An 18,341-nucleotide genomic window follows, 5' to 3' on the forward strand; every position below is an offset into this window, starting at 1 on the left:
TGTGAGAAAATGGGCGATTATGTCGATAAGGAAAGAATTATGTCACAAGCTCAGGAAACGCAACCAGAACCATCTCAAAATAGCGGCAGGAAAACGAAACCGAATGAACTGAATCTGATCTGGGTCGATCTTGAAATGACAGGACTTGATCCTGAGACCGACCGGATTATCGAGGTGGCTCTGGTTGTGACGGATCCGGATCTGAACATTCTTGCGGAAGGTCCCGTTTATGCCATTCATCAGTCCGATGAGATTCTCAATGGAATGGATGCGTGGAACAGGGGAACGCATGGAAGATCCGGACTGATCAATCGTGTCAGGGCATCCAATATTACCGAAGCCATGGCGGAGGATGCATTGATTGAATTTCTCGAACCTTATGTTCCGAAGGGCAAATCACCCATGTGCGGCAACACGATCTGTCAGGATCGCCGGTTTATGGCAAAGACCATGCCGAAACTGGAAGCATACTTTCATTATCGCAATCTGGATGTTTCCACCTTGAAAGAACTGGCCCGACGCTGGAAACCCGGACTGGTTGACGGTTTCAAAAAGATGCAAAAGCATACGGCATTGGCCGATATCATCGAATCTATCGAGGAGTTGCGGTATTACCGTAAACATTTCATCAGGATCTGAAAACATTCATGAAACGTCTGGCCAGGGGAGATGGGGGAAGTACCGCTGAAGAAGGCGAACTGCGGGAGCTGATCGGTCATCAGGAAAAAATACGCGAGGATGAGCGAAAACGGATTGCCCGCGAGATCCATGACGAACTGGGGCAGCGCCTGCTGGCGTTGCGCATAGAGGTTTCTCTTTTGAAACAGGATGAATATGATTTTGCGGATAAACGTTCGCAGCGGATTGATGAAATACTGGAGCATGTCGATGCGACGGTCAAAAGTGTCCGGACGCTGATCAATGATCTGAGGCCGGCTGTTCTCGATTTGGGACTGGTCGCTTCACTAGATTGGCAGGCGAGGGATTTTGAAAGAGCAAACGGAACCGCGTGTGTTTTTCGGGCGGATGACGAGGATCTTGAACTGGATGACAAACGTGCGACAGTATTGTTCCGCGTTCTTCAGGAAGCGCTTACCAATGTCGTCAAGCATGCAAAAGCGGACAAGGTGGAAATCGGATTGAAACAGGACGGAAAAAATCTTGTTTTGAGTGTGGCCGATAACGGAATCGGCATGCCGAAAGTGCGTAATCGCAAGATCAAATCTTATGGACTGGCGGGTATTCGTGAGCGGATCGGGTTGCTGAATGGAGAATTCAGGATTGTCACAGGCGATTCGGGGACGACACTGATTTTCAGAATTCCGGTCAGCGAGTGATATTCTGATTTGACGGATCCTGCCGGTCCGTCATTTTTCGATAAGTGGAATCAGCAGTTCGAGGGTACGTTCTGTCGCGCCGTGTTGTTTTTCGGCAAATAGCCGGGCATTGTCGCTCATGGTCTGATGCAGTGTCCGATCGGAAAGCAGTTCGTTGGCCCGTTGCATCAATTCCGTAGCCGAAGTGATCCGGATGGCGGCATGGGCGGCGATGGCATCCTTTGTAATCGCCTCGAAATTGAATGTATGCGGTCCGATCAGAACAGGTTTTCCGACAGCACAGGCTTCGATCAGATTCTGCCCCCCGAGTTTTTCAAGACTGCCTCCGATAAAGGCGATGTCGCATGCGGCATAGTACATGAACATTTCTCCCATGGAGTCGCCTAAAAGGATACGCGTGTCCGGGGATAGAGCGTTTGCGGAAAGATCATGCAGTGTGGAACGTCTGATCATCGGAATTTTGCGGTTTCTTATCATGCCGGCCACGTCGTCGAAACGCTGGGGATGTCTTGGAACGAGCAGCAGAAGTGCGTTCCTGTCCAGCTGTTCCAGTACGTCAAGAATCCGCGCTTCTTCACCGTTGCGTGTACTGGCGCACATGAGTACGGGGCGGTTGCCGATGCATTCCCGCAGTTTCATTCCTTTTACAAGAGCGGTTGCCGATGGCTCGATATCGAATTTGACACTGCCGGTGACAGCGATATTGCCGGCACCGAATTGCCCGAGTCTGTCCGCATCGGTTTCTGTCTGGGCGGCAACGACAGAGAAACCGCGTGCGGCTTCGTTCATGATGGACCGGATTTTTTTGCCTTTTTTCAATGATCGTTCCGACAGGCGTGCGTTGACAAGAGCAAGTTTTACCTGATGGCAAGTGCATTGCCTGATGAGGTTCGGCCAGATTTCGGTCTCGAGCAGGATGCAAAGGCATGGCCTGTAATGGCGGATGAAACGCCGCATCATCATGTTCGTGTCGTATGGCAAATAGACCTGTACCAATCTGCCGGATTTTTTTTCGTTTTGGAACAGCTCATGTCCTGTTGCACGCCCTGTCGGGGTCATGTGGGTCAAAAGGATTTCGCAATCGGGAAAGCGGGACATCAACGCTCTGATGAGCGGTTCCGCGGCACGGGTTTCTCCGACGGAAACCGCATGTACCCATATCCGCCGGCCTGCAGGGTGAATGGCGGAGAAAAAACCGAAACGTTCGGGAATGTGTTCTCTATAACCGGGTTCCCTGCGTCCTCTCCAGTAAAGGCGAAACAGAACGAAAGGCAGGACAAGCCACCATATGACGGAATACAAAATTCTCATGGAATCAATTTGCAATAGGACTGGCAGTATTATCCTTGAAATCGGGATAGTTATGCTATCGTGAGAAAAGCCTCAAAGAAAGAATTCGATCAGTTGCACCTGAACAAAATTTACAAAGTAAAATATCGATATTGTTTCTGGCAGTTCAATAGTATTCGATTTTTTATTTTGACTGAAACGGATATGACCGGCGGGAAACTCGATACGATATAAGTAGGGCCACGTACCGGTCAATATGCAGATTGATAAGGTCGCTATGGAACTTCGTATTGCAACTTACAATATTCACAAAGGGGCATCGATTGATCATCGGCCCGTTATCCAGGAACTGAAAAGATCTATCCGGTCTTTGAGTGCCGATGTGATTTTCTTGCAGGAAGTACAGGGCCGTCATGATCTGATGACCAACCGCCATGCCCTGTTGTGGCAGGATCGGGGACAGCACGCTTATCTTGCAGGCAATTCGCTTTATTGCGCTTATGGAAAAAATGCCGTGTACGATCATGGCCATCATGGTAATGCGCTTTTAAGTGCTTATCCGATTGTCTCCCAATGCAATACCGATGTTTCGGATCATGCACTTGAATCAAGAGGGATTCTTCACTGCGTGTTGCAGACGCCTGAAACAAAAGTGTATTGTTATGTCATCCATCTCGGATTGTTCAATGGCAGCCGGATCAGACAGACATATGCCCTGATCGATACGGTCCAGCGTTCCGCTCCCGATGATGCGCCTGTCATTATCGCGGGGGATTTCAATGACTGGAACAACAATCTTTCCGATCTGCTCAGGAAAACACTCCGTGTCAAGGAAGTATTCGATGAACTGTCCGGGCAGGGCGACAGGAAAAAGCCTTTTTTCCCGGGGCTGACGGGCAAGGTTCCCAAACCGTTGCCGGCGAGAACATTTCCTGCCCTGTTCCCTTTTTTTCGTCTGGACAGGATTTATGTCAGGGGATTTATGGTCAACTCTGCAAGCGTCATGCAGGGAGCTCCCTGGACCGCGCTGTCGGATCATGTACCGCTTGTCGCATCTCTTCGGACAGAATGAAGGATGGCTGTCGTCCGTTATACGTCCAATAACCGTCTGAAATTATTGCAGAACGGAGACGGTTTTTTCCCTGAACTGATCAGGGCGATTGATGATGCCGTTTCTGAAATATATCTTGAAACGTATATTTTTTTCCCGGATGAAGTCGGCAGAAGGATTATTGATGCACTGAAACGGGCTGTATCCAGAAAAGTTGACGTTCATGTCATTATCGACTGGCTGGGAACCGGGCCCGGCGTATGCCGTTTGCTGGCAGCTGAATTCGATGAGTCGGGTATTCAATATCATGTTTTCAACAGCTGGTTCAAACGGGGGTTTGTTCGTTTGCACAGGAAATTGTGTGTTGTCGATCAGCGAATCGCCTTTGTGGGAGGCATCAATATCCTCAATGACTTGCGGTATGACTACAACAGGAAGCGGATGCTGGTTTCACCCAGGCAGGATTTCGCCGTGCGGATCGAGGGCAGCCTTGCAACGGTGATTTACCAGGAAGCGATCCGGCTGTGGACACAGACAGGAAAATTGTCTCTTAAAGAACGGCTCGGCAGATATCGTTTATTGTATTTGGAAAAAAGAATAAAGAATGCCAGAACCGTTCTGGCCGGTTTTATTGTTCGTGACAATTTTAGGAACAGGCGGACTATTCAAAAGGTCTACTTGAAAGCGATGGGAACAGCATATGAACAGATTCTTCTCGCAACACCTTATTTTGCTCCCGGAAAACGCTTCAGAAATGCGCTGGCTTCCGCTGCCTCGCGCGGCGTTGAAGTGATATTGCTGATCGGAAACGGTGAATTCTGGGTACAGGATTCGGTTGCCCAGTCTTTTTATCCGAAATTGCTGAAAGACGGCGTCAGGGTTTACGAGTATCGCAAAACCCAATTGCATGGAAAAGTCGCTGTCATAGACAGCAAATGGGCGACCGTGGGATCAAGCAATTGCGACGGGTTGAGCCTGTTCTTGAATCATGAAGCCAATATTGTTGTGAAAGATGAGATATTTGCAAGAGAGCTGAAACAACGGATTGAACATGCCATATCAGAGGCTGTGCCGGTTTGTCTGGACAGTTTCATGAATCGTCCGTGGTACAAAAGGCTATGGTATGACACGGCTTTTCTGATTTACACGCTCGTCATGAGAATAATTACCTGGGGCGATTACAACTGAATTGTCCGGGGTGCTATCCCATTTGTGCCGTTGTCTGTAAAATTCGACCTGAAGAAGCAAGCCAGACAGCCGCCGGTTTCCGGTTTCAGCCGGGAGCGGGAGGAAGGTCCGGACACCACAGGACAGGGTGACGGTTAACGGCCGTCCGTCGAAAGCCGAAGGGTATAAGACGAGGAACAGGGCCACAGAGACGAGCGTATTAAGTTACGGTGAAACGCGGCAACCTCCACCTGGTGCAATTCCAAATAGGCACGCATTGATGTGGTCCGCGGAGCGTGCGGGTAGGAAGCTTGAGCGCTGGAGCAATCCGGTGCCTAGATGAATGGCTGTCATAGTGCATGTGCACCGTAACAGAATCCGGCCTATCGGCTTGCTTTTTCTTTCCTCACCCTGACAGAAGCGATGTCCGTCGCTGCGATGTCTTTTCCCCTCTGTCTTTTCCGGATCGTTTGTATTCCGGCCGGCTGTATGCGGCAAGACTCAAATGCAAAGTATTTGATTTTGTATAAATACATGTGTTTGCATAAGATTGTGCTTGCAGTATGCCCTCTAAGTGATTGGTTTATTTGATGATTTGCTTCGGTGGCATGGTGGCGTTGCATTTCTAAGTCTTTGACTTCATTAAGAAATTCTGGATTTGTTAATAAAAATCTCTTGACCAGATATAGGGCATCTAATAAAGTGGGTAAAAGTGTGAAATTGTGTTTATTTGTGGGATATGTTTTGTATTTCCTGCAAATGCGGCCGGTTGCTAAAAAAGGGTATTCACGTGTTTCAGGGAGCTTCGTCAATCAGTCTGGATGCAAAGGGAAGGATGGTTATTCCTGCCAAGCATCGTGATGCGTTGATGCTTCAGTGCGAAGGGCGAATTACCCTGATACGTCATCCCCATGGTTGTCTGCTGTTTTTCCCGCGACCGGTATGGGAGAGTCATCGCGAAAAGATTGCGGCATGGCCCATGTCTGCACGAGCCTGGCAACGCATTTTTTTGGGCAGTGCCTCGGATGTCGAAATGGATTCCGCCGGCAGGATACTGATTTCACCCGAGCTGAGGAAGGCGGCGGGGTTGACAAGAGATGTCATGTTGCTGGGGATGGGGAGTCATTTCGAAATATGGGATGCCGCCAAACTGATGGAAAACGAAGCGGAGGCCATTGCATCAGGTATGCCGGAAGCTTTGCAGGATTTTTCATTTTAGATGTGCCGGGGTGAACGGAAGTGCCGGAATTGACTCATGATTCGGTATTGCTGAATGAAGCAGTGGATGCCCTGGATATACAGGGAGAACGTGTTAACGGGATTTATCTGGATGGGACGTTCGGTCGTGGAGGACACAGTCGGTTGATCCTCGAGAAGCTGGGAAAGCACGGGCGACTGATCGCTTTTGACAAGGATCCGGAAGCGGTTCGTGTCGCTGAAAAGATGACCGATTCACGGTTCGAGATCGTTCATGGGAGTTTCGCCAGCCTTGAAAGCGTACTTGCAGAGAGAGAAATAAAAAAAATTGACGGCATTTTGCTGGATTTGGGGATTTCTTCGCCTCAGGTGGAAGATGCGAAGCGGGGGTTCAGTTTCAGGCTGGATGGTCCTCTCGACATGCGTATGGATTCTTCTCGCGGGGTATCGGCAAAAGAATGGCTGGCAGTTGAAAACGAAAGGAAAATTGCGGAGGTTATTCATCAATATGGGGAAGAACGGTTTGCTTTTCAGATTGCAAAGGAGATTGTTGCTAGCCGGACCATACAGCCCATTGACAGTACGAAACAACTTGCCGAAATCGTGGCAAGGGCAGTCAAGACTTTTGAAAAGGGCAAAAATCCGGCAACACGCACATTTCAGGCTATACGGATTTACATCAACCGAGAGCTTGAGGAGCTGGAAATAGGGCTGGAAAAGGGCTGGCGTCATCTGGCGCTGAACGGGAGGATGTCTGTGATCAGTTTTCATTCTCTGGAAGATCGGATCGTCAAAAGATTTTTCGCCGGAAAGGCGACCGTGAAGATGCCGGACCGGCGCTTGCCTATCCGGGCGAGTGAATTGCCTCAACCCGAAATGAAGCTGTTGGGGAAAACGAAACCTTCTGATGAGGAAATAAGCCGTAATGCCAGGGCGCGCTCGGCCATTTTGCGTATCGCTACACGGGTCTTTGCAAGTCAGGGAGGTTGCAATGCGGATTAGGTTGCCTTTTATCCTGGCGCTTTTGCTTGGTATATCGGCACTCTTGCTGGTCAATTCCCAGTATCGGGCGCGAAAGCTTTTTATTGAACTGGAATTTGCACAGACGCAAACGCGGCAACTGGAAATTGAATGGTCTCAATTGCAATTGAAACAATCGACGCTCAGCAAACATGCACGAATAGAGGAAAAAGCGGTTAATGAACTGAACATGATGCGAGTTACTCCGGCCAATACACAGTTTCTGAAAATGACGCTGCCATGATACGTAAAATGAAATTTCTGAAAAATCCGCGTGTCGCCGCAGCAAAGGGAGTGTCTTTTTCCGAGAATCCCGAGCTCAAGGTCAGTTTGTCTCCCTTGCGTTCGCGTCTGGTGCTCTTCATGCTGTTTCTCGCATTTGTCGGGTTATTGGTCCGTGCCTTGTGGTTGCAGGGGATATCGACGGACTTTTTGCAGAAACAGGGGGAATCCCGGTATGCACGGACGCTGGAGTTGCCGGCTACACGCGGGAAAATTCTGGACAGAAACGGTCATGTGCTCGCTTCCAGTGTGCCGGTCAAGGCCATCTGGGCGATTCCAGAAGATGTCATGACACAGCCGAAAGAGAAAATCGGCAAGCTGGCTTCGTTGTTGGGAATGAGTGAAAAAGCCCTGTATGCGAAACTCGATTCCGATCGAAGTTTCGTGTATCTGAAACGTCAGGTTGACAATGAAGTGGCTGATGAAATCGTCAAGCTGGGAATCAGTGGCATCCAGACCCGGAAGGAATACAAACGGTTTTATCCCGAGGGGGAAGTGATGGCCCACGTTGTGGGTTTTACCAATGTGGAGGATATCGGACAGGAGGGGATTGAGCTTGCTTCGCAGGATGTCCTTGCCGGTTCAAAGGGCAGTCGTCGTGTCATCAAGGATCGCCTCGGCCATATTGTCGAAGATATCCGGGCGATACGTGAGCCAATGGACGGAAAAGATCTTGTTCTGTCCATCGACAGCAAGTTGCAGTATATCGCGTACAAGTATTTGAGCGAAGCGATTGAGAAACACAAGGCAAAAGCCGGCAGTGTCTTGGTTCTGGACACTCATACCGGAGAAGTGCTTGCCATGGTGAACATGCCCAGTTTCAACCCGAATGATCGCAGGCACCTGACAGGAGCGCAACTTCGCAATCGTGTCATGACGGATACATTCGAACCCGGTTCGATCATGAAGCCGTTTACGGTGGCACTGGCTCTTGAAAAGGGGATGGTCAAGCCGACCACAATGATTCCTACCGGGCAGGGACGAATGACGATTGGTACGGCAACGATTGGCGATACCCATTCGAACGGGACGATTTCCGTCGCTCAGGTTATTGAAAAATCTTCCAATATCGGAACGGCCAAAATCGCCTTGCAAATGCAACCGCGGGAAATGTGGGAAATGTTTACTTCGGTCGGATTCGGGCAGCAGCCCCGTTTCGGATTTCCGGGAGCCGTTGCCGGTCGCGTTCGTCCTTTCAAATCCTGGCGGCCGATCGAACAGGCGACGATGAGCTATGGGCATGGCATTTCGGTTTCCCTTTTCCAGATGGCGCATTCCTACATGATTTTCGCGCGTGATGGCGACATGATTCCATTGACTTTTCTGAAACGCAATGAATTGCCCGAAGGACGGCAAATCGTTTCGAAAAAAACGGCCCGGGAGATGCGTCATATGCTTGAAATGGTGACCGGAGAAAAGGGGACGGCACGCAGGGCGCAGGTTGCAGGATATCGTGTGGCGGGGAAGACCGGTACGGCATACAAGATCGAGAACGGACGATATGTCCGCAAATATGTCGGTTCGTTCGTCGGTTTCGCTCCTGCTTCCGATCCCCGTGTCATTATTGCGGTCATGATCGATGAGCCCACTGTGGGTCACTATGGCGGGTCAGCTGCCGCTCCGGTATTTTCTGCCGTGGCTGCCGATACCTTGAGGGCGATGAATATATCTCCGGATGCGCAGGTCGATGAACTGTTGGCCGCGGACAAGATGGCGAAGGTGAGCTTATGAGAAATGTTCCTTTGCAGATAATGCCGGCTGTTCATTGGCTCAGGACAGTTTGTCCCGATGGCGAGTTGTTTTCCGATTCTCGTGAAATCGGGCCGGATACCGGTAATGCCGTGTTTTTTGCCTATGAGGGAGATTCGGCGGATGGCCGGAATTACATTTCGAATGCCATCGAAAACGGTGCTGTTGCTGTCATTTATGAAAGCGAAGGTTTTTCCTGGAATCCTGAATGGAAAATACCTCATTTTGGAATATCCGGTCTGAAAGCATATGCGGGTCCGATTGCCGATGCGTATTATGGTTCCCCGGCAAAATCCATGCTGGTTATTGCCGTCACGGGCACCAATGGCAAAACATCCTCGGCCCAATGGATCGGGCAGTCTTTGTCAAAATCGGGAAAGAAAACTGCGGTTATCGGGACATTGGGGATTTCGGTTTTTGAAAACGGCAAAAACGGTATTTCTGAAGAAACGGGATATACGACGCCCGATCAGGTGCAATTGCAGCGCAATCTGGCCAGATTGCGCAAACAGGGCGTCGAATGCGTCGCCATGGAAGCGTCTTCCATAGGTATCGATCAGGGACGACTCAACGGTATTCCGATCGACATCGCACTGTTTACGAATTTTACCCGGGATCATCTTGACTATCACCATGACATGGCCGCCTACAAGGCTGCGAAAAGGAAGCTTTTCGACTGGCCGGGGCTGAAATATGCGGTGTTGAATCTTGACGATCCGATGGGTATCGAGCTGGCCAATGAACTTGCCGGAAAAGTCGCATTGACCGGATTTACTCTGGAGAGCGTCACCGATACCGGTTTTCCGGTCCTTAGGGCGTACGACCTTCGAAATCGTATACACGGCATTGAATTCCGGGTGGAATCGCCTGTCGGTACGGCAAGGGTCAGGACGCGTTTGATCGGTCGTTTCAATGTCAGCAACATACTGGGTGTATTGGGTGTTTTGCTGGCGGCTGGTATGTCGTGGAATGAAGCGGTCCGGTCTTTGGGTGAGCTGTCACCGCCTCCCGGGCGTATGCAACAGATGGGTGGGGGCGAAACACCCCTTGTCGTAATCGATTTCGCACATACTCCGGATGCAATGGAAAAGGGACTGGCGGCGTTAAGACAGGTTGCCAATGACAGGAACGGAAAATTGTGGTGTGTTTTCGGGTGTGGCGGTGATCGGGATCATGGCAAGCGTTCCCAAATGGGAGCCGTCTCCGAGCGGGCCGATTTCGTCATTGTTACCAGTGACAATCCTCGCAGTGAAGAGCCGGGAGAGATCATGAGGCAGATCGTTTCGGGAATGCGGAGAAAACCACAGATGTTTGAGGACAGGGCAACAGCCATTTTGCAGGCGGTACGGCAGGCATCGAAAAACGATGTGATTTTTCTCGCGGGAAAAGGGCACGAAACGTATCAGGAAATAAAAGGCGTGAAATTGCCGTTTGCCGATGCGGATCATGTCGCATTGGCACTGGCTTCGCGTGTTTCGAATATGAAGGTGGCGGTATGAAAGTGACTCTTTCTCAGCTGGTCCGCTGGGTTGTGGACGGCAGAATGACTTCTGATGCCGCTTTTGCCGGTGTTTCAACGGACAGTCGCCAGGTACGGCCGGGCAATCTGTTTATTGCCTTGAATGGCGAAAATTTTGATGCACACCGGTTTCTGGCGGATGTCGCCGATAAAGGGGCTTCTGCCGTGCTTGTGGAAAGATTGCCTGAAAATTATCCATTGCCGGCGCTGGTTGTCGCAAATACCCGTCTGGCAATGGGTGAAATTGCCATGAACTGGCGCAGGCAATTCAGAATACCGGTTGTCGGGGTGACGGGGAGTAACGGCAAGACGACAGTCAAGGAAATGATCGCTTCCATTTTCCGGGCAGCCTATGGTGACGATGCGTATCTGGCGACATCGGGCAATTTCAATAACGATATTGGTGTGCCACTGACGATTTTCCGGCTGGAGGAAATGCACAAGGCTGCCGTGATCGAATTGGGCATGAATCATACCGGGGAAATGGCTTATCTGGCGTCAATCGCACAGCCGACGATCGGTCTTGTCAACAATGCGCAGCGCGAGCATCAGGAATTCATGCAAAGTGTTGAAGCCGTTGCGCGGGAAAACGGGACGGTTATCCAGTCTTTGCCGGAAAGCGGAATCGCCGTTTTTCCTGCCGATGATGCCTATTCTTCTTTATGGACGGATTATGCGGTACATCGGCGTATTGTCACGTTCGGTTTTTGCCGAACTGCGGATGTGACGGCGGATTATCGGTTGGAAAACGGCAAGACCCGGGTGTCCATGTCTTTCGCGGGTGACACGGTCGGGATGACATTGTCGACAAGTGGCCGTCATAACGTCAGAAATGCCATGGCCGCTGCGGCATGCAGTTATGCTGCCGGTATAGACAAGAGAGCCATCGTCGCGGGACTGGAAAATTTCGTACCCGTTCATGGCAGGCTTGAAAGAAAGACCGCATTTAATGGTGCATTGCTGATTGACGATACTTATAATGCCAATCCGGATTCGGTCCGGGCGGCGATCGATGTGCTGGCTGACATGTCTTCTGACAGTATTTTTGTTCTGGGAGATATGGGAGAAGTCGGAAGTAACGGAGAGCTTTTTCATATCGAGGTCGGCGAATATGCCAGGAAACGCCGGATAGGACATTTTTTCACATTCGGTGAAATGGCACGGTTCGCTTCACAGGGATACGGAAGAAATGCGCATCATTTCACGGAAATGGATGAAATGAGCAGGACTCTCAGAAAACTGGTTGAACCGCAAATGACTGTACTGGTTAAAGGGTCCCGTTTTATGAGAATGGAAAGGGTCGTGGAACAATTGATGAATGAAATGAACAGGGAAGGTCGTTAATATGCTGCTTTGGCTGGCACAGTTTTTTCAACAGGATCTGGGAGTCTTGAGAGTTTTCAGCTACATCTCCTTCCGGGCGGTTTTTGCCACATTGACAGCGCTGTCTATCGGTCTGGCAGCCGGACCGGCTGTTATTCGCTTGCTGACCCGGCTGAAAGTCGGGCAGGCCGTACGGACGGACGGTCCCCAGACTCATCTGGTCAAGTCAGGGACCCCGACGATGGGGGGGCTTCTGATTCTGATCGCCATAGCCGTTTCAACGCTGTTGTGGTGCGATCTTTCAAACCGGTTTGTCTGGGTTGTTCTGATTGTCACGATGGGATTTGGCGTCATCGGCTGGGTTGATGATTACAGGAAGGTGGTGCACAAGGATCCGAACGGGATGTCCTCGCGTGAGAAATATTTCTGGCAATCCGTCATCGGTCTGGCTTCCGCCGTCTATCTGGCTTTTGCTGTTTCCGGACAGTCCAATTTTGAGGTCTGGCATCTTTTTGTCGAGTGGGTCAGATCCGGATTCAGTATGGATCTGCCTCCCAAGGCGGACTTTATTATCCCGTTTTTCAAAACGGTCAGCTATCCGTTGGGTGTCTGGGGGTTTATCGCACTGACCTATTTTGTGATTGTCGGAACAAGTAATGCGGTCAATCTGACGGACGGGCTTGACGGACTGACGATCATGCCGACGATTATGGTCGGTACGGCACTGGGGGTATTTGCCTACCTGACCGGACATGCTGTCTATTCGCGTTATCTGTTCATTCCCTTTATTCCCGGTACGGGGGAGCTTCTCGTTTTCTGCGGAGCCATGGCAGGAGCAGGTCTGGCCTTTTTATGGTTCAACGCCCATCCGGCGCAAATGTTCATGGGAGATGTCGGTGCACTCGCTCTGGGGGGAGCGCTGGGGACGATTGCCGTCATCGTCAGGCAGGAAATCGTATTGTTTGTCATGGGAGGGATTTTCGTGGCGGAAACGGTTTCCGTCATGTTGCAGGTGACGTATTTCAAATATACGAAAAGAAAATATGGTGTCGGTCGCCGCATTTTCCTGATGGCGCCTCTGCATCATCATTTTGAGCAAAAAGGATGGAAGGAGACCAAGGTGGTTGTCCGTTTCTGGATTATCACCATGATTCTGGTCCTGATTGGTTTGTCGACTTTGAAGATTAGATGATATGAACTGGGCAGGTAAGAAAATACTCGTACTGGGACTGGGTGAATCCGGTCTGGCGATGGCACGCTGGGGTGCTTATTGCGGGGCGAGTGTTTGTGTTGCCGATACACGTGATAATCCGGACAGATTGCAAAGATTGCAGGCGGAACTTCCACAGGTCGGGTTCAGGAGCGGTCCGTTCACAACCGAAGGACTGACGGTTTTCGATATCGTTGCGGTCAGTCCGGGTTTGCGTCCGGATGTTGAGTTGAAGGAAATTCTGCCTTTTGCCAATGAACATGGCATTCCTGTCTGGAGTGAAATCGAAATGTTCGCCCAGGCACTGAAAGACCTTGAAAGGGAAAAACAATACAGGCCGAAAATCATAGCCGTAACGGGAACGAATGGAAAAACGACGGTAACCAGTCTGACAGGACATATGTGTCGTCGGGCTGGCAAAACGGTCTGTCTGGCCGGCAATATCAGTCCCGCTGCACTTGATGTTCTGCTGGAGATGGTCAGAAAGGATCAATTGCCCGATGTCTGGGTTCTCGAATTGTCGAGTTTCCAGCTGTTTGCAACATATCGTCTTGAACCGGATGCGGCGACTGTACTGAATCTGACGCAGGATCATCTGGATTGGCATGGCAGTATGGCGGCATATGGTGCTGCCAAGGAAAGGATTTTTGGCCGGAAAACGGTTCAGGTATTGAACCGCGAGGATGGCGCTGTCATGAAAATGAGGAAACCGGGAGCGCCGGTTCTCACTTTCGGTACCGATGAACCGGTTGAACCGGATGCTTTCGGCATGCATTCCGATCGCGGAATAGTGTGGCTTGCTGTCATGTCTTCTGTCGATGACGGGATTGTCCGGAAAAACAGAAAGAATCCTGTACCGGTTGAAACCGTCATCCGGGATCTGATGCCGGCCGATGCCCTGAAAATTCGCGGAAGGCACAATGCGGGCAATGCGCTGGCTGCTCTGGCGTTGTGCAGGGCGATCGGGTTGCCGTTTGCACCGCTGCTTCAGGCTCTGAAGGATTATCGTGGGGAACCGCACAGAGTCGAACTTGTCGCGACAGTGAACGAGGTCGCCTATATCGATGACAGCAAGGGAACCAATGTCGGGGCGACTGTCGCTGCTGTCAGGGGATTGGGGGAAAATGCCGGAAATGAAGAAAGAAAAATCATTCTGATTGCCGGAGGGCTTGGCAAGGATCAGGATTTTTCGCCTCTGTCTTCTGTCGTCGGCAAATATGTCAAGGCAGTCATGCTGATCGGGAAAGATGCCGTCCGGATCCATGACGCACTTGCGCCGGCGGGAGTCCGCCAGATTTATTGCGATTCTCTTGAAGAAGCGGTTGTCCGCGCTTCGGAAGTGGCGAAACAGAACGATATGGTTCTGCTTTCTCCCGCATGTGCCAGCATGGATATGTTCCGCAATTATGCTCATCGCTCCGAAGTGTTTGTGACCCAGGTACGTCGGCTTGGTGGTGCCGCTGGCGGGGGGGCGACGTCATGAACCTGCAATCGGTAAAGCGTTTTTTCGGAGGCATAGCGGAGGCCGCAAGGGAACGGACTTCCACCGCCAAAAATGCCAAGATGATGCGGTTTGACCAGTACCTGATATTCGCTGTACTGGCATTGCTGTTTCTCGGGTTGATCATGGTTTACTCCGCATCCATTGCTCTGCCTGATTCGCCGAAGTATGCCAGTTACCGGAACGAGCACTTTTTTATCCGTCAGGCCATTTTCATTGTGCTGGGACTGGTGGCCGGACTGATGGTTTTCCGCGTCAGGGTCGATACATGGCAGAAATATGCGCCACTTCTGTTTGTCATTACACTGTTTCTGCTCGTGCTGGTGCTGATTCCCGGGATCGGGAAGGGAGTCAATGGTGCAAGGCGCTGGCTTTCTTTCAGGGTGTTCAATTTGCAACCGTCCGAACTGATGAAGCTATTCATTGTTATGTATGCCGCCGATTACACCGTCAGAAAGCAGAATTTCATGCACAAGCTGACCAAGGGATTTTTTCCGATGGCAACGGCGCTCGGTCTGATCGGACTGCTTTTGCTTCTCGAACCGGATCTGGGGGCCTTGGGTGTCATCATCTGTATTGCCATGGGCATTCTTTTTCTGGGAGGGTTCAACGGTATCTGGTTCGGTGGTATCGCGGCGACACTGGTCGGTATTTTCAGTCTGGTCATCATTATGTCTCCCTGGCGCCGGGAACGTATTTTCGCTTATCTCAATCCCTGGGATGAGGCCAATGCCCTTGGGAAAGGCTATCAGTTGTCCCATTCCCTTATCGCTTTCGGGCGCGGGGAAATTTTCGGCGTCGGATTGGGAGGAAGTGTAGAAAAACTGCATTATTTGCCGGAAGCCCATACCGACTTTCTGATGGCCGTCGTCGGAGAAGAGCTGGGGTTTGTCGGTGTCATGGCCGTTATTGCCATTTTTTACTGGATAGTAAAACGGGCATTCGAGATCGGGCGGCAGGCTATCGCCATGGACAGGATTTTCGCCGGTCTGCTGGCTCAGGGCATCGGAATCTGGATAGGAGTCCAGACGTTTATCAATATGGGGGTCAATCTGGGACTTTTGCCCACGAAGGGGCTGACACTTCCCCTGATGAGTTATGGCGGTTCGGGAATCGTGATCAATTGCATGGCACTGGCGGTCCTGTTGCGTGTCGATTACGAGAACAGGAAGATCATGAGAGGAGGACGTATATGAATGCTCCCAAAAAACTCATGATCATGGCTGCCGGGACCGGCGGGCATATTTTTCCAGGGCTTGCGATTGCATCAACCATGCGACAAAAGGGCTGGGAGATAACCTGGCTCGGAACCCAACATGGGATGGAAGGGAAGATCGTTCCTTCCCACGGTATCGAAATAGACTGTATTGATTTTGCCGGTTTGAGAGGCAAGGGGTTGGTGCATATGCTGAAAGGCAGCGTCCATTTGCTGACCGGTTTCATGGCCTGCCTTGGCATCATGAGAAGGCGAAAACCCGATCTGGTTGTCGGAATGGGGGGCTATGTAACCGTTCCGGGGGGAATGGCGGCAAGGATGCTTGGCATTCCGGTCGTTCTGGTCAATGCGGATGCAAGGCTGCTGTTGTCCAACAAAACGCTGGCGTCGTCAGCCAGACATGTTTTGTTCGGTTTTCCGGGAGATTTCGGGGATCTGGCTTCGAAGGCGATTTGTACTGGCAATCCGGTAAGGCAGGAAATCAGGGATCTGCCGGGGCCGGAATACCGTTATACACAACGTCAGGGCGTTCTGAAAATCATGATTGTCGGCGGAAGTCTGGGGGCGAAAGCATTAAACGATTGCCTGCCGAAAGCGGTGGCATCATTGCCGTTCGAGACGCGGCCGGTGTTGCTTCATCAGACTGGACGGCAACATGTCGCCGAAGTCAGGCAGCAATATCGCAAAATGCAGGTGCATGCCGAAGTGGTTGATTTCATCGACGATATGGCGGCACGGTATGCCGATGTCGATCTGGTGATTTGCCGTGCGGGTGCGATCACCGTTTCGGAACTGACTTCGGCGGGAGTGGCCAGCATTCTTGTGCCGTTTATTGCGTCGAGTACGTCTCATCAGCAGGATAACGCCATATTCATGCATAAGGCAGGAGCGGCGATCCATTTGCCACAGACGAATCTGACACCGGAATATCTGGCCCGGCTTTTGAAAGACATGACACGCGAAAAATGTTTTGAAATGGCGAAAAAAGCGCATTCACTGGGCAAAAAAGATGCCAATGAAAGAATTGCCGAAGTCCTGATCAGGACGGCTAACAGTAGATAGATCGATGGTATGAAACATAAAGTCAAGAAAATTCATTTTGTCGGAATTGGCGGGAGCGGGATGAGTGGTATTGCCGAAGTGCTGCTCAATCTCGGTTATGAAATTACCGGTTCCGATCTGACCAGCAATTCCTCGACACGGCATCTGGCTGCTCTGGGAGCTCGTGTCATGCTTGGACATGCGGCGGAAAATATCGAAAAAGCCGATGCCATTGTCGTTTCAAGTGCCATCAAGGACGATAATCCGGAAGTACTGGCAGCGCGCAAGAAGAATGTCCCGATTGTTCCACGGGCCGTTATGCTGGCCGAACTGATGAGGTTGAAACGCGGCATCGCGATTGCCGGAACTCATGGAAAGACAACCACGACCAGTCTGGTCGCCAGTGTACTGGCCGAGGGCGGTTTTGATCCGACTTTCGTGATTGGCGGGCGCTTGAACAGCGCAGGTGCCAATGCCGGGCTTGGTGCGGGAGATTTCATCGTTGCGGAAGCGGATGAATCGGATGCTTCCTTTCTGAATCTGAATCCGGTCATTGAGGTCATCACCAATATCGATGCCGACCATATGGATACTTATGGCCATGATTTTGCACGCCTGAAACAGGCGTTCATCGAATTTACCCAGCGCCTGCCGTTTTATGGCCGGGTCATGCTTTGTATCGATGACAGTAATGTCCGGGAAATCAGGCCGTTTATTTCCAAGCCCGTCACGACATACGGGTTTCATGAGGATGCCGATGTCAGGGCAGTAGATGCCCGGGCCGAAGGGACCATGATGATATTCACCGCTCTTCAGAAGGGACATCCTCCCATTGCCATTCGTCTGAACCAGCCGGGTATGCATAATGTCCAGAATGCCTGTGCGGTGATTGCCATTGCCCGTGAATTGGGTATTGATGACAGCGCGACGCAAAAAGCCATGGAAAAATTCACCGGAGTCAATCGCCGGTTTACACGACTCGGAAAAGTCCGGTTGCCCAAAAAGAACGGCGAGACTCTGGTAGAGGTGGAACTGGTGGACGATTACGGCCACCATCCTTCCGAAATGGCCGCCACGATTGCGGCAGCCCGAGGAGCTTATCCGAACAAAAGGCTCGTTCTGGCGTTCCAGCCGCATCGTTATACCAGAACGCGTGATTTGTTTGAGGATTTCGTGAAGGTACTTTCCGGCACGGACGTTTTGCTTCTGGGAGAGGTTTATCCGGCAGGTGAACAGCCGATTGTCGCTGCGGACGGAAGATCGCTGGCACGGGCAATCCGGGTGGCCGGAAAAGTGGATCCCGTGTTTGTCGAGGATATCGCGGAGATGCCTGCCGCCATTTCGAATGTGATCGAAGAAGGAGATATTGTGATGACGATGGGGGCTGGTTCGATCAGCAGTGTGTCCGGCAAGCTTGTGGAAAAAGCATTGGGTTGAA

The 18,341-nt window shown here is 51.1% G+C and carries 16 protein-coding genes and 1 other RNA gene; 16 read left to right on the forward strand and 1 reads right to left on the reverse strand.

Going from position 1 to position 18,341, the window contains the following annotated elements:
• The first annotated feature begins 39 nt into the window (after positions 1-39).
• Together orn and NB647_RS01800 are read left to right on the forward strand one after the other, a co-directional pair.
• Complete coding sequence (orn, locus tag NB647_RS01795; RefSeq protein WP_269283846.1) at positions 40-639, forward strand: oligoribonuclease; 600 nt, start codon at positions 40-42, stop codon at positions 637-639.
• A gap of 8 nt (positions 640-647) precedes the next feature.
• Positions 648-1,337, forward strand: coding sequence for a sensor histidine kinase (locus NB647_RS01800; RefSeq protein ID WP_269283848.1), 690 nt, complete (start codon positions 648-650; stop codon positions 1,335-1,337).
• 30 nt (positions 1,338-1,367) lie between these two features.
• Here NB647_RS01800 and waaA read toward each other — a convergent pair whose 3' ends face one another.
• Positions 1,368-2,648: a lipid IV(A) 3-deoxy-D-manno-octulosonic acid transferase gene (gene waaA / locus NB647_RS01805; protein WP_269283850.1), complete on the reverse strand. Its 1,281-nt coding sequence runs from the start codon at positions 2,646-2,648 to the stop codon at positions 1,368-1,370.
• 256 nt (positions 2,649-2,904) lie between these two features.
• Here waaA and NB647_RS01810 point away from each other — a divergent pair, with 256 nt between their 5' ends.
• The 14 genes from NB647_RS01810 (at position 2,905) to murC (ending at position 18,340) form a co-directional block, all read left to right on the forward strand.
• Complete coding sequence (locus NB647_RS01810; RefSeq protein ID WP_269284691.1) at positions 2,905-3,699, forward strand: endonuclease/exonuclease/phosphatase family protein; 795 nt, start codon at positions 2,905-2,907, stop codon at positions 3,697-3,699.
• Between the two features lie 3 nt (positions 3,700-3,702).
• Positions 3,703-4,866: a phospholipase D-like domain-containing protein gene (locus tag NB647_RS01815; protein ID WP_269283852.1), complete on the forward strand. Its 1,164-nt coding sequence runs from the start codon at positions 3,703-3,705 to the stop codon at positions 4,864-4,866.
• Between the two features lie 53 nt (positions 4,867-4,919).
• Positions 4,920-5,247: RNase P RNA component class A (rnpB, locus tag NB647_RS01820), an RNA gene on the forward strand.
• A gap of 388 nt (positions 5,248-5,635) precedes the next feature.
• Positions 5,636-6,064, forward strand: a complete 429-nt coding sequence (gene mraZ / locus NB647_RS01825) for a division/cell wall cluster transcriptional repressor MraZ (protein WP_269283854.1) — start codon at positions 5,636-5,638, stop codon at positions 6,062-6,064.
• A gap of 20 nt (positions 6,065-6,084) precedes the next feature.
• Positions 6,085-7,044 (forward strand): 16S rRNA (cytosine(1402)-N(4))-methyltransferase RsmH, encoded by a 960-nt coding sequence (gene rsmH / locus NB647_RS01830; RefSeq protein WP_269264852.1) that lies wholly within the window; start codon positions 6,085-6,087, stop codon positions 7,042-7,044.
• Positions 7,034-7,306 (forward strand): cell division protein FtsL, encoded by a 273-nt coding sequence (gene ftsL, locus NB647_RS01835; RefSeq protein WP_269278132.1) that lies wholly within the window; start codon positions 7,034-7,036, stop codon positions 7,304-7,306. The genes rsmH and ftsL overlap by 11 nt, the downstream gene beginning before the upstream one ends.
• Positions 7,303-9,075: a peptidoglycan D,D-transpeptidase FtsI family protein gene (locus tag NB647_RS01840; RefSeq protein ID WP_269283856.1), complete on the forward strand. Its 1,773-nt coding sequence runs from the start codon at positions 7,303-7,305 to the stop codon at positions 9,073-9,075. Before ftsL ends, NB647_RS01840 begins: the two co-directional genes overlap by 4 nt.
• Positions 9,072-10,592 carry a UDP-N-acetylmuramoyl-L-alanyl-D-glutamate--2,6-diaminopimelate ligase gene (locus NB647_RS01845; RefSeq protein ID WP_269283858.1) on the forward strand — a complete coding sequence of 507 codons (1,521 nt, stop codon included), beginning with the start codon at positions 9,072-9,074 and terminating at the stop codon, positions 10,590-10,592. The genes NB647_RS01840 and NB647_RS01845 overlap by 4 nt, the downstream gene beginning before the upstream one ends.
• Positions 10,589-11,956 carry a UDP-N-acetylmuramoyl-tripeptide--D-alanyl-D-alanine ligase gene (locus NB647_RS01850; RefSeq protein WP_269283860.1) on the forward strand — a complete coding sequence of 456 codons (1,368 nt, stop codon included), beginning with the start codon at positions 10,589-10,591 and terminating at the stop codon, positions 11,954-11,956. Before NB647_RS01845 ends, NB647_RS01850 begins: the two co-directional genes overlap by 4 nt.
• Position 11,957: 1 nt before the next feature.
• A complete protein-coding gene (mraY, locus tag NB647_RS01855) occupies positions 11,958-13,127 on the forward strand; it encodes a phospho-N-acetylmuramoyl-pentapeptide-transferase (protein WP_269283862.1) in 1,170 nt (389 codons plus the stop codon).
• A 1-nt stretch (position 13,128) separates the two neighbouring features.
• The gene (gene murD / locus NB647_RS01860) at positions 13,129-14,628 is read left to right on the forward strand and encodes a UDP-N-acetylmuramoyl-L-alanine--D-glutamate ligase (protein WP_269283865.1); all 1,500 of its coding nucleotides are present in this window, start codon (positions 13,129-13,131) and stop codon (positions 14,626-14,628) included.
• Complete coding sequence (ftsW, locus tag NB647_RS01865; protein ID WP_269264859.1) at positions 14,625-15,842, forward strand: putative lipid II flippase FtsW; 1,218 nt, start codon at positions 14,625-14,627, stop codon at positions 15,840-15,842. Before murD ends, ftsW begins: the two co-directional genes overlap by 4 nt.
• The gene (gene murG / locus NB647_RS01870) at positions 15,839-16,924 is read left to right on the forward strand and encodes an undecaprenyldiphospho-muramoylpentapeptide beta-N-acetylglucosaminyltransferase (RefSeq protein ID WP_269283867.1); all 1,086 of its coding nucleotides are present in this window, start codon (positions 15,839-15,841) and stop codon (positions 16,922-16,924) included. The genes ftsW and murG overlap by 4 nt, the downstream gene beginning before the upstream one ends.
• A 9-nt stretch (positions 16,925-16,933) precedes the next feature.
• Positions 16,934-18,340 (forward strand): UDP-N-acetylmuramate--L-alanine ligase, encoded by a 1,407-nt coding sequence (gene murC / locus NB647_RS01875; RefSeq protein ID WP_269264861.1) that lies wholly within the window; start codon positions 16,934-16,936, stop codon positions 18,338-18,340.
• Position 18,341: the final 1 nt, after the last annotated feature.

The organism is Oxalobacter aliiformigenes, from assembly GCF_027116575.1.
Lineage (GTDB): Bacteria > Pseudomonadota > Gammaproteobacteria > Burkholderiales > Burkholderiaceae_D > Oxalobacter > Oxalobacter aliiformigenes.

Excerpts from the sequence above, each read along its gene's own strand:
- orn (WP_269283846.1), top strand. The coding sequence starts at position 40 with ATGTCACAAGCTCAGGAAACGCAACCAGAACCATCTCAAAATAGCGGC.
- NB647_RS01850 (WP_269283860.1), top strand. The coding sequence starts at position 10,589 with ATGAAAGTGACTCTTTCTCAGCTGGTCCGCTGGGTTGTGGACGGCAGA.
- murD (WP_269283865.1), top strand. The coding sequence starts at position 13,129 with ATGAACTGGGCAGGTAAGAAAATACTCGTACTGGGACTGGGTGAATCC.
- ftsW (WP_269264859.1), top strand. The coding sequence starts at position 14,625 with ATGAACCTGCAATCGGTAAAGCGTTTTTTCGGAGGCATAGCGGAGGCC.
- mraY (WP_269283862.1), top strand. The coding sequence starts at position 11,958 with ATGCTGCTTTGGCTGGCACAGTTTTTTCAACAGGATCTGGGAGTCTTG.
- NB647_RS01845 (WP_269283858.1), top strand. The coding sequence starts at position 9,072 with ATGAGAAATGTTCCTTTGCAGATAATGCCGGCTGTTCATTGGCTCAGG.
- NB647_RS01800 (WP_269283848.1), top strand. The coding sequence starts at position 648 with ATGAAACGTCTGGCCAGGGGAGATGGGGGAAGTACCGCTGAAGAAGGC.
- ftsL (WP_269278132.1), top strand. The coding sequence starts at position 7,034 with ATGCGGATTAGGTTGCCTTTTATCCTGGCGCTTTTGCTTGGTATATCG.
- NB647_RS01815 (WP_269283852.1), top strand. The coding sequence starts at position 3,703 with ATGGCTGTCGTCCGTTATACGTCCAATAACCGTCTGAAATTATTGCAG.
- NB647_RS01810 (WP_269284691.1), top strand. The coding sequence starts at position 2,905 with ATGGAACTTCGTATTGCAACTTACAATATTCACAAAGGGGCATCGATT.
- waaA (WP_269283850.1), bottom strand. The coding sequence starts at position 2,648 with ATGAGAATTTTGTATTCCGTCATATGGTGGCTTGTCCTGCCTTTCGTT.
- NB647_RS01840 (WP_269283856.1), top strand. The coding sequence starts at position 7,303 with ATGATACGTAAAATGAAATTTCTGAAAAATCCGCGTGTCGCCGCAGCA.
- murC (WP_269264861.1), top strand. The coding sequence starts at position 16,934 with ATGAAACATAAAGTCAAGAAAATTCATTTTGTCGGAATTGGCGGGAGC.
- murG (WP_269283867.1), top strand. The coding sequence starts at position 15,839 with ATGAATGCTCCCAAAAAACTCATGATCATGGCTGCCGGGACCGGCGGG.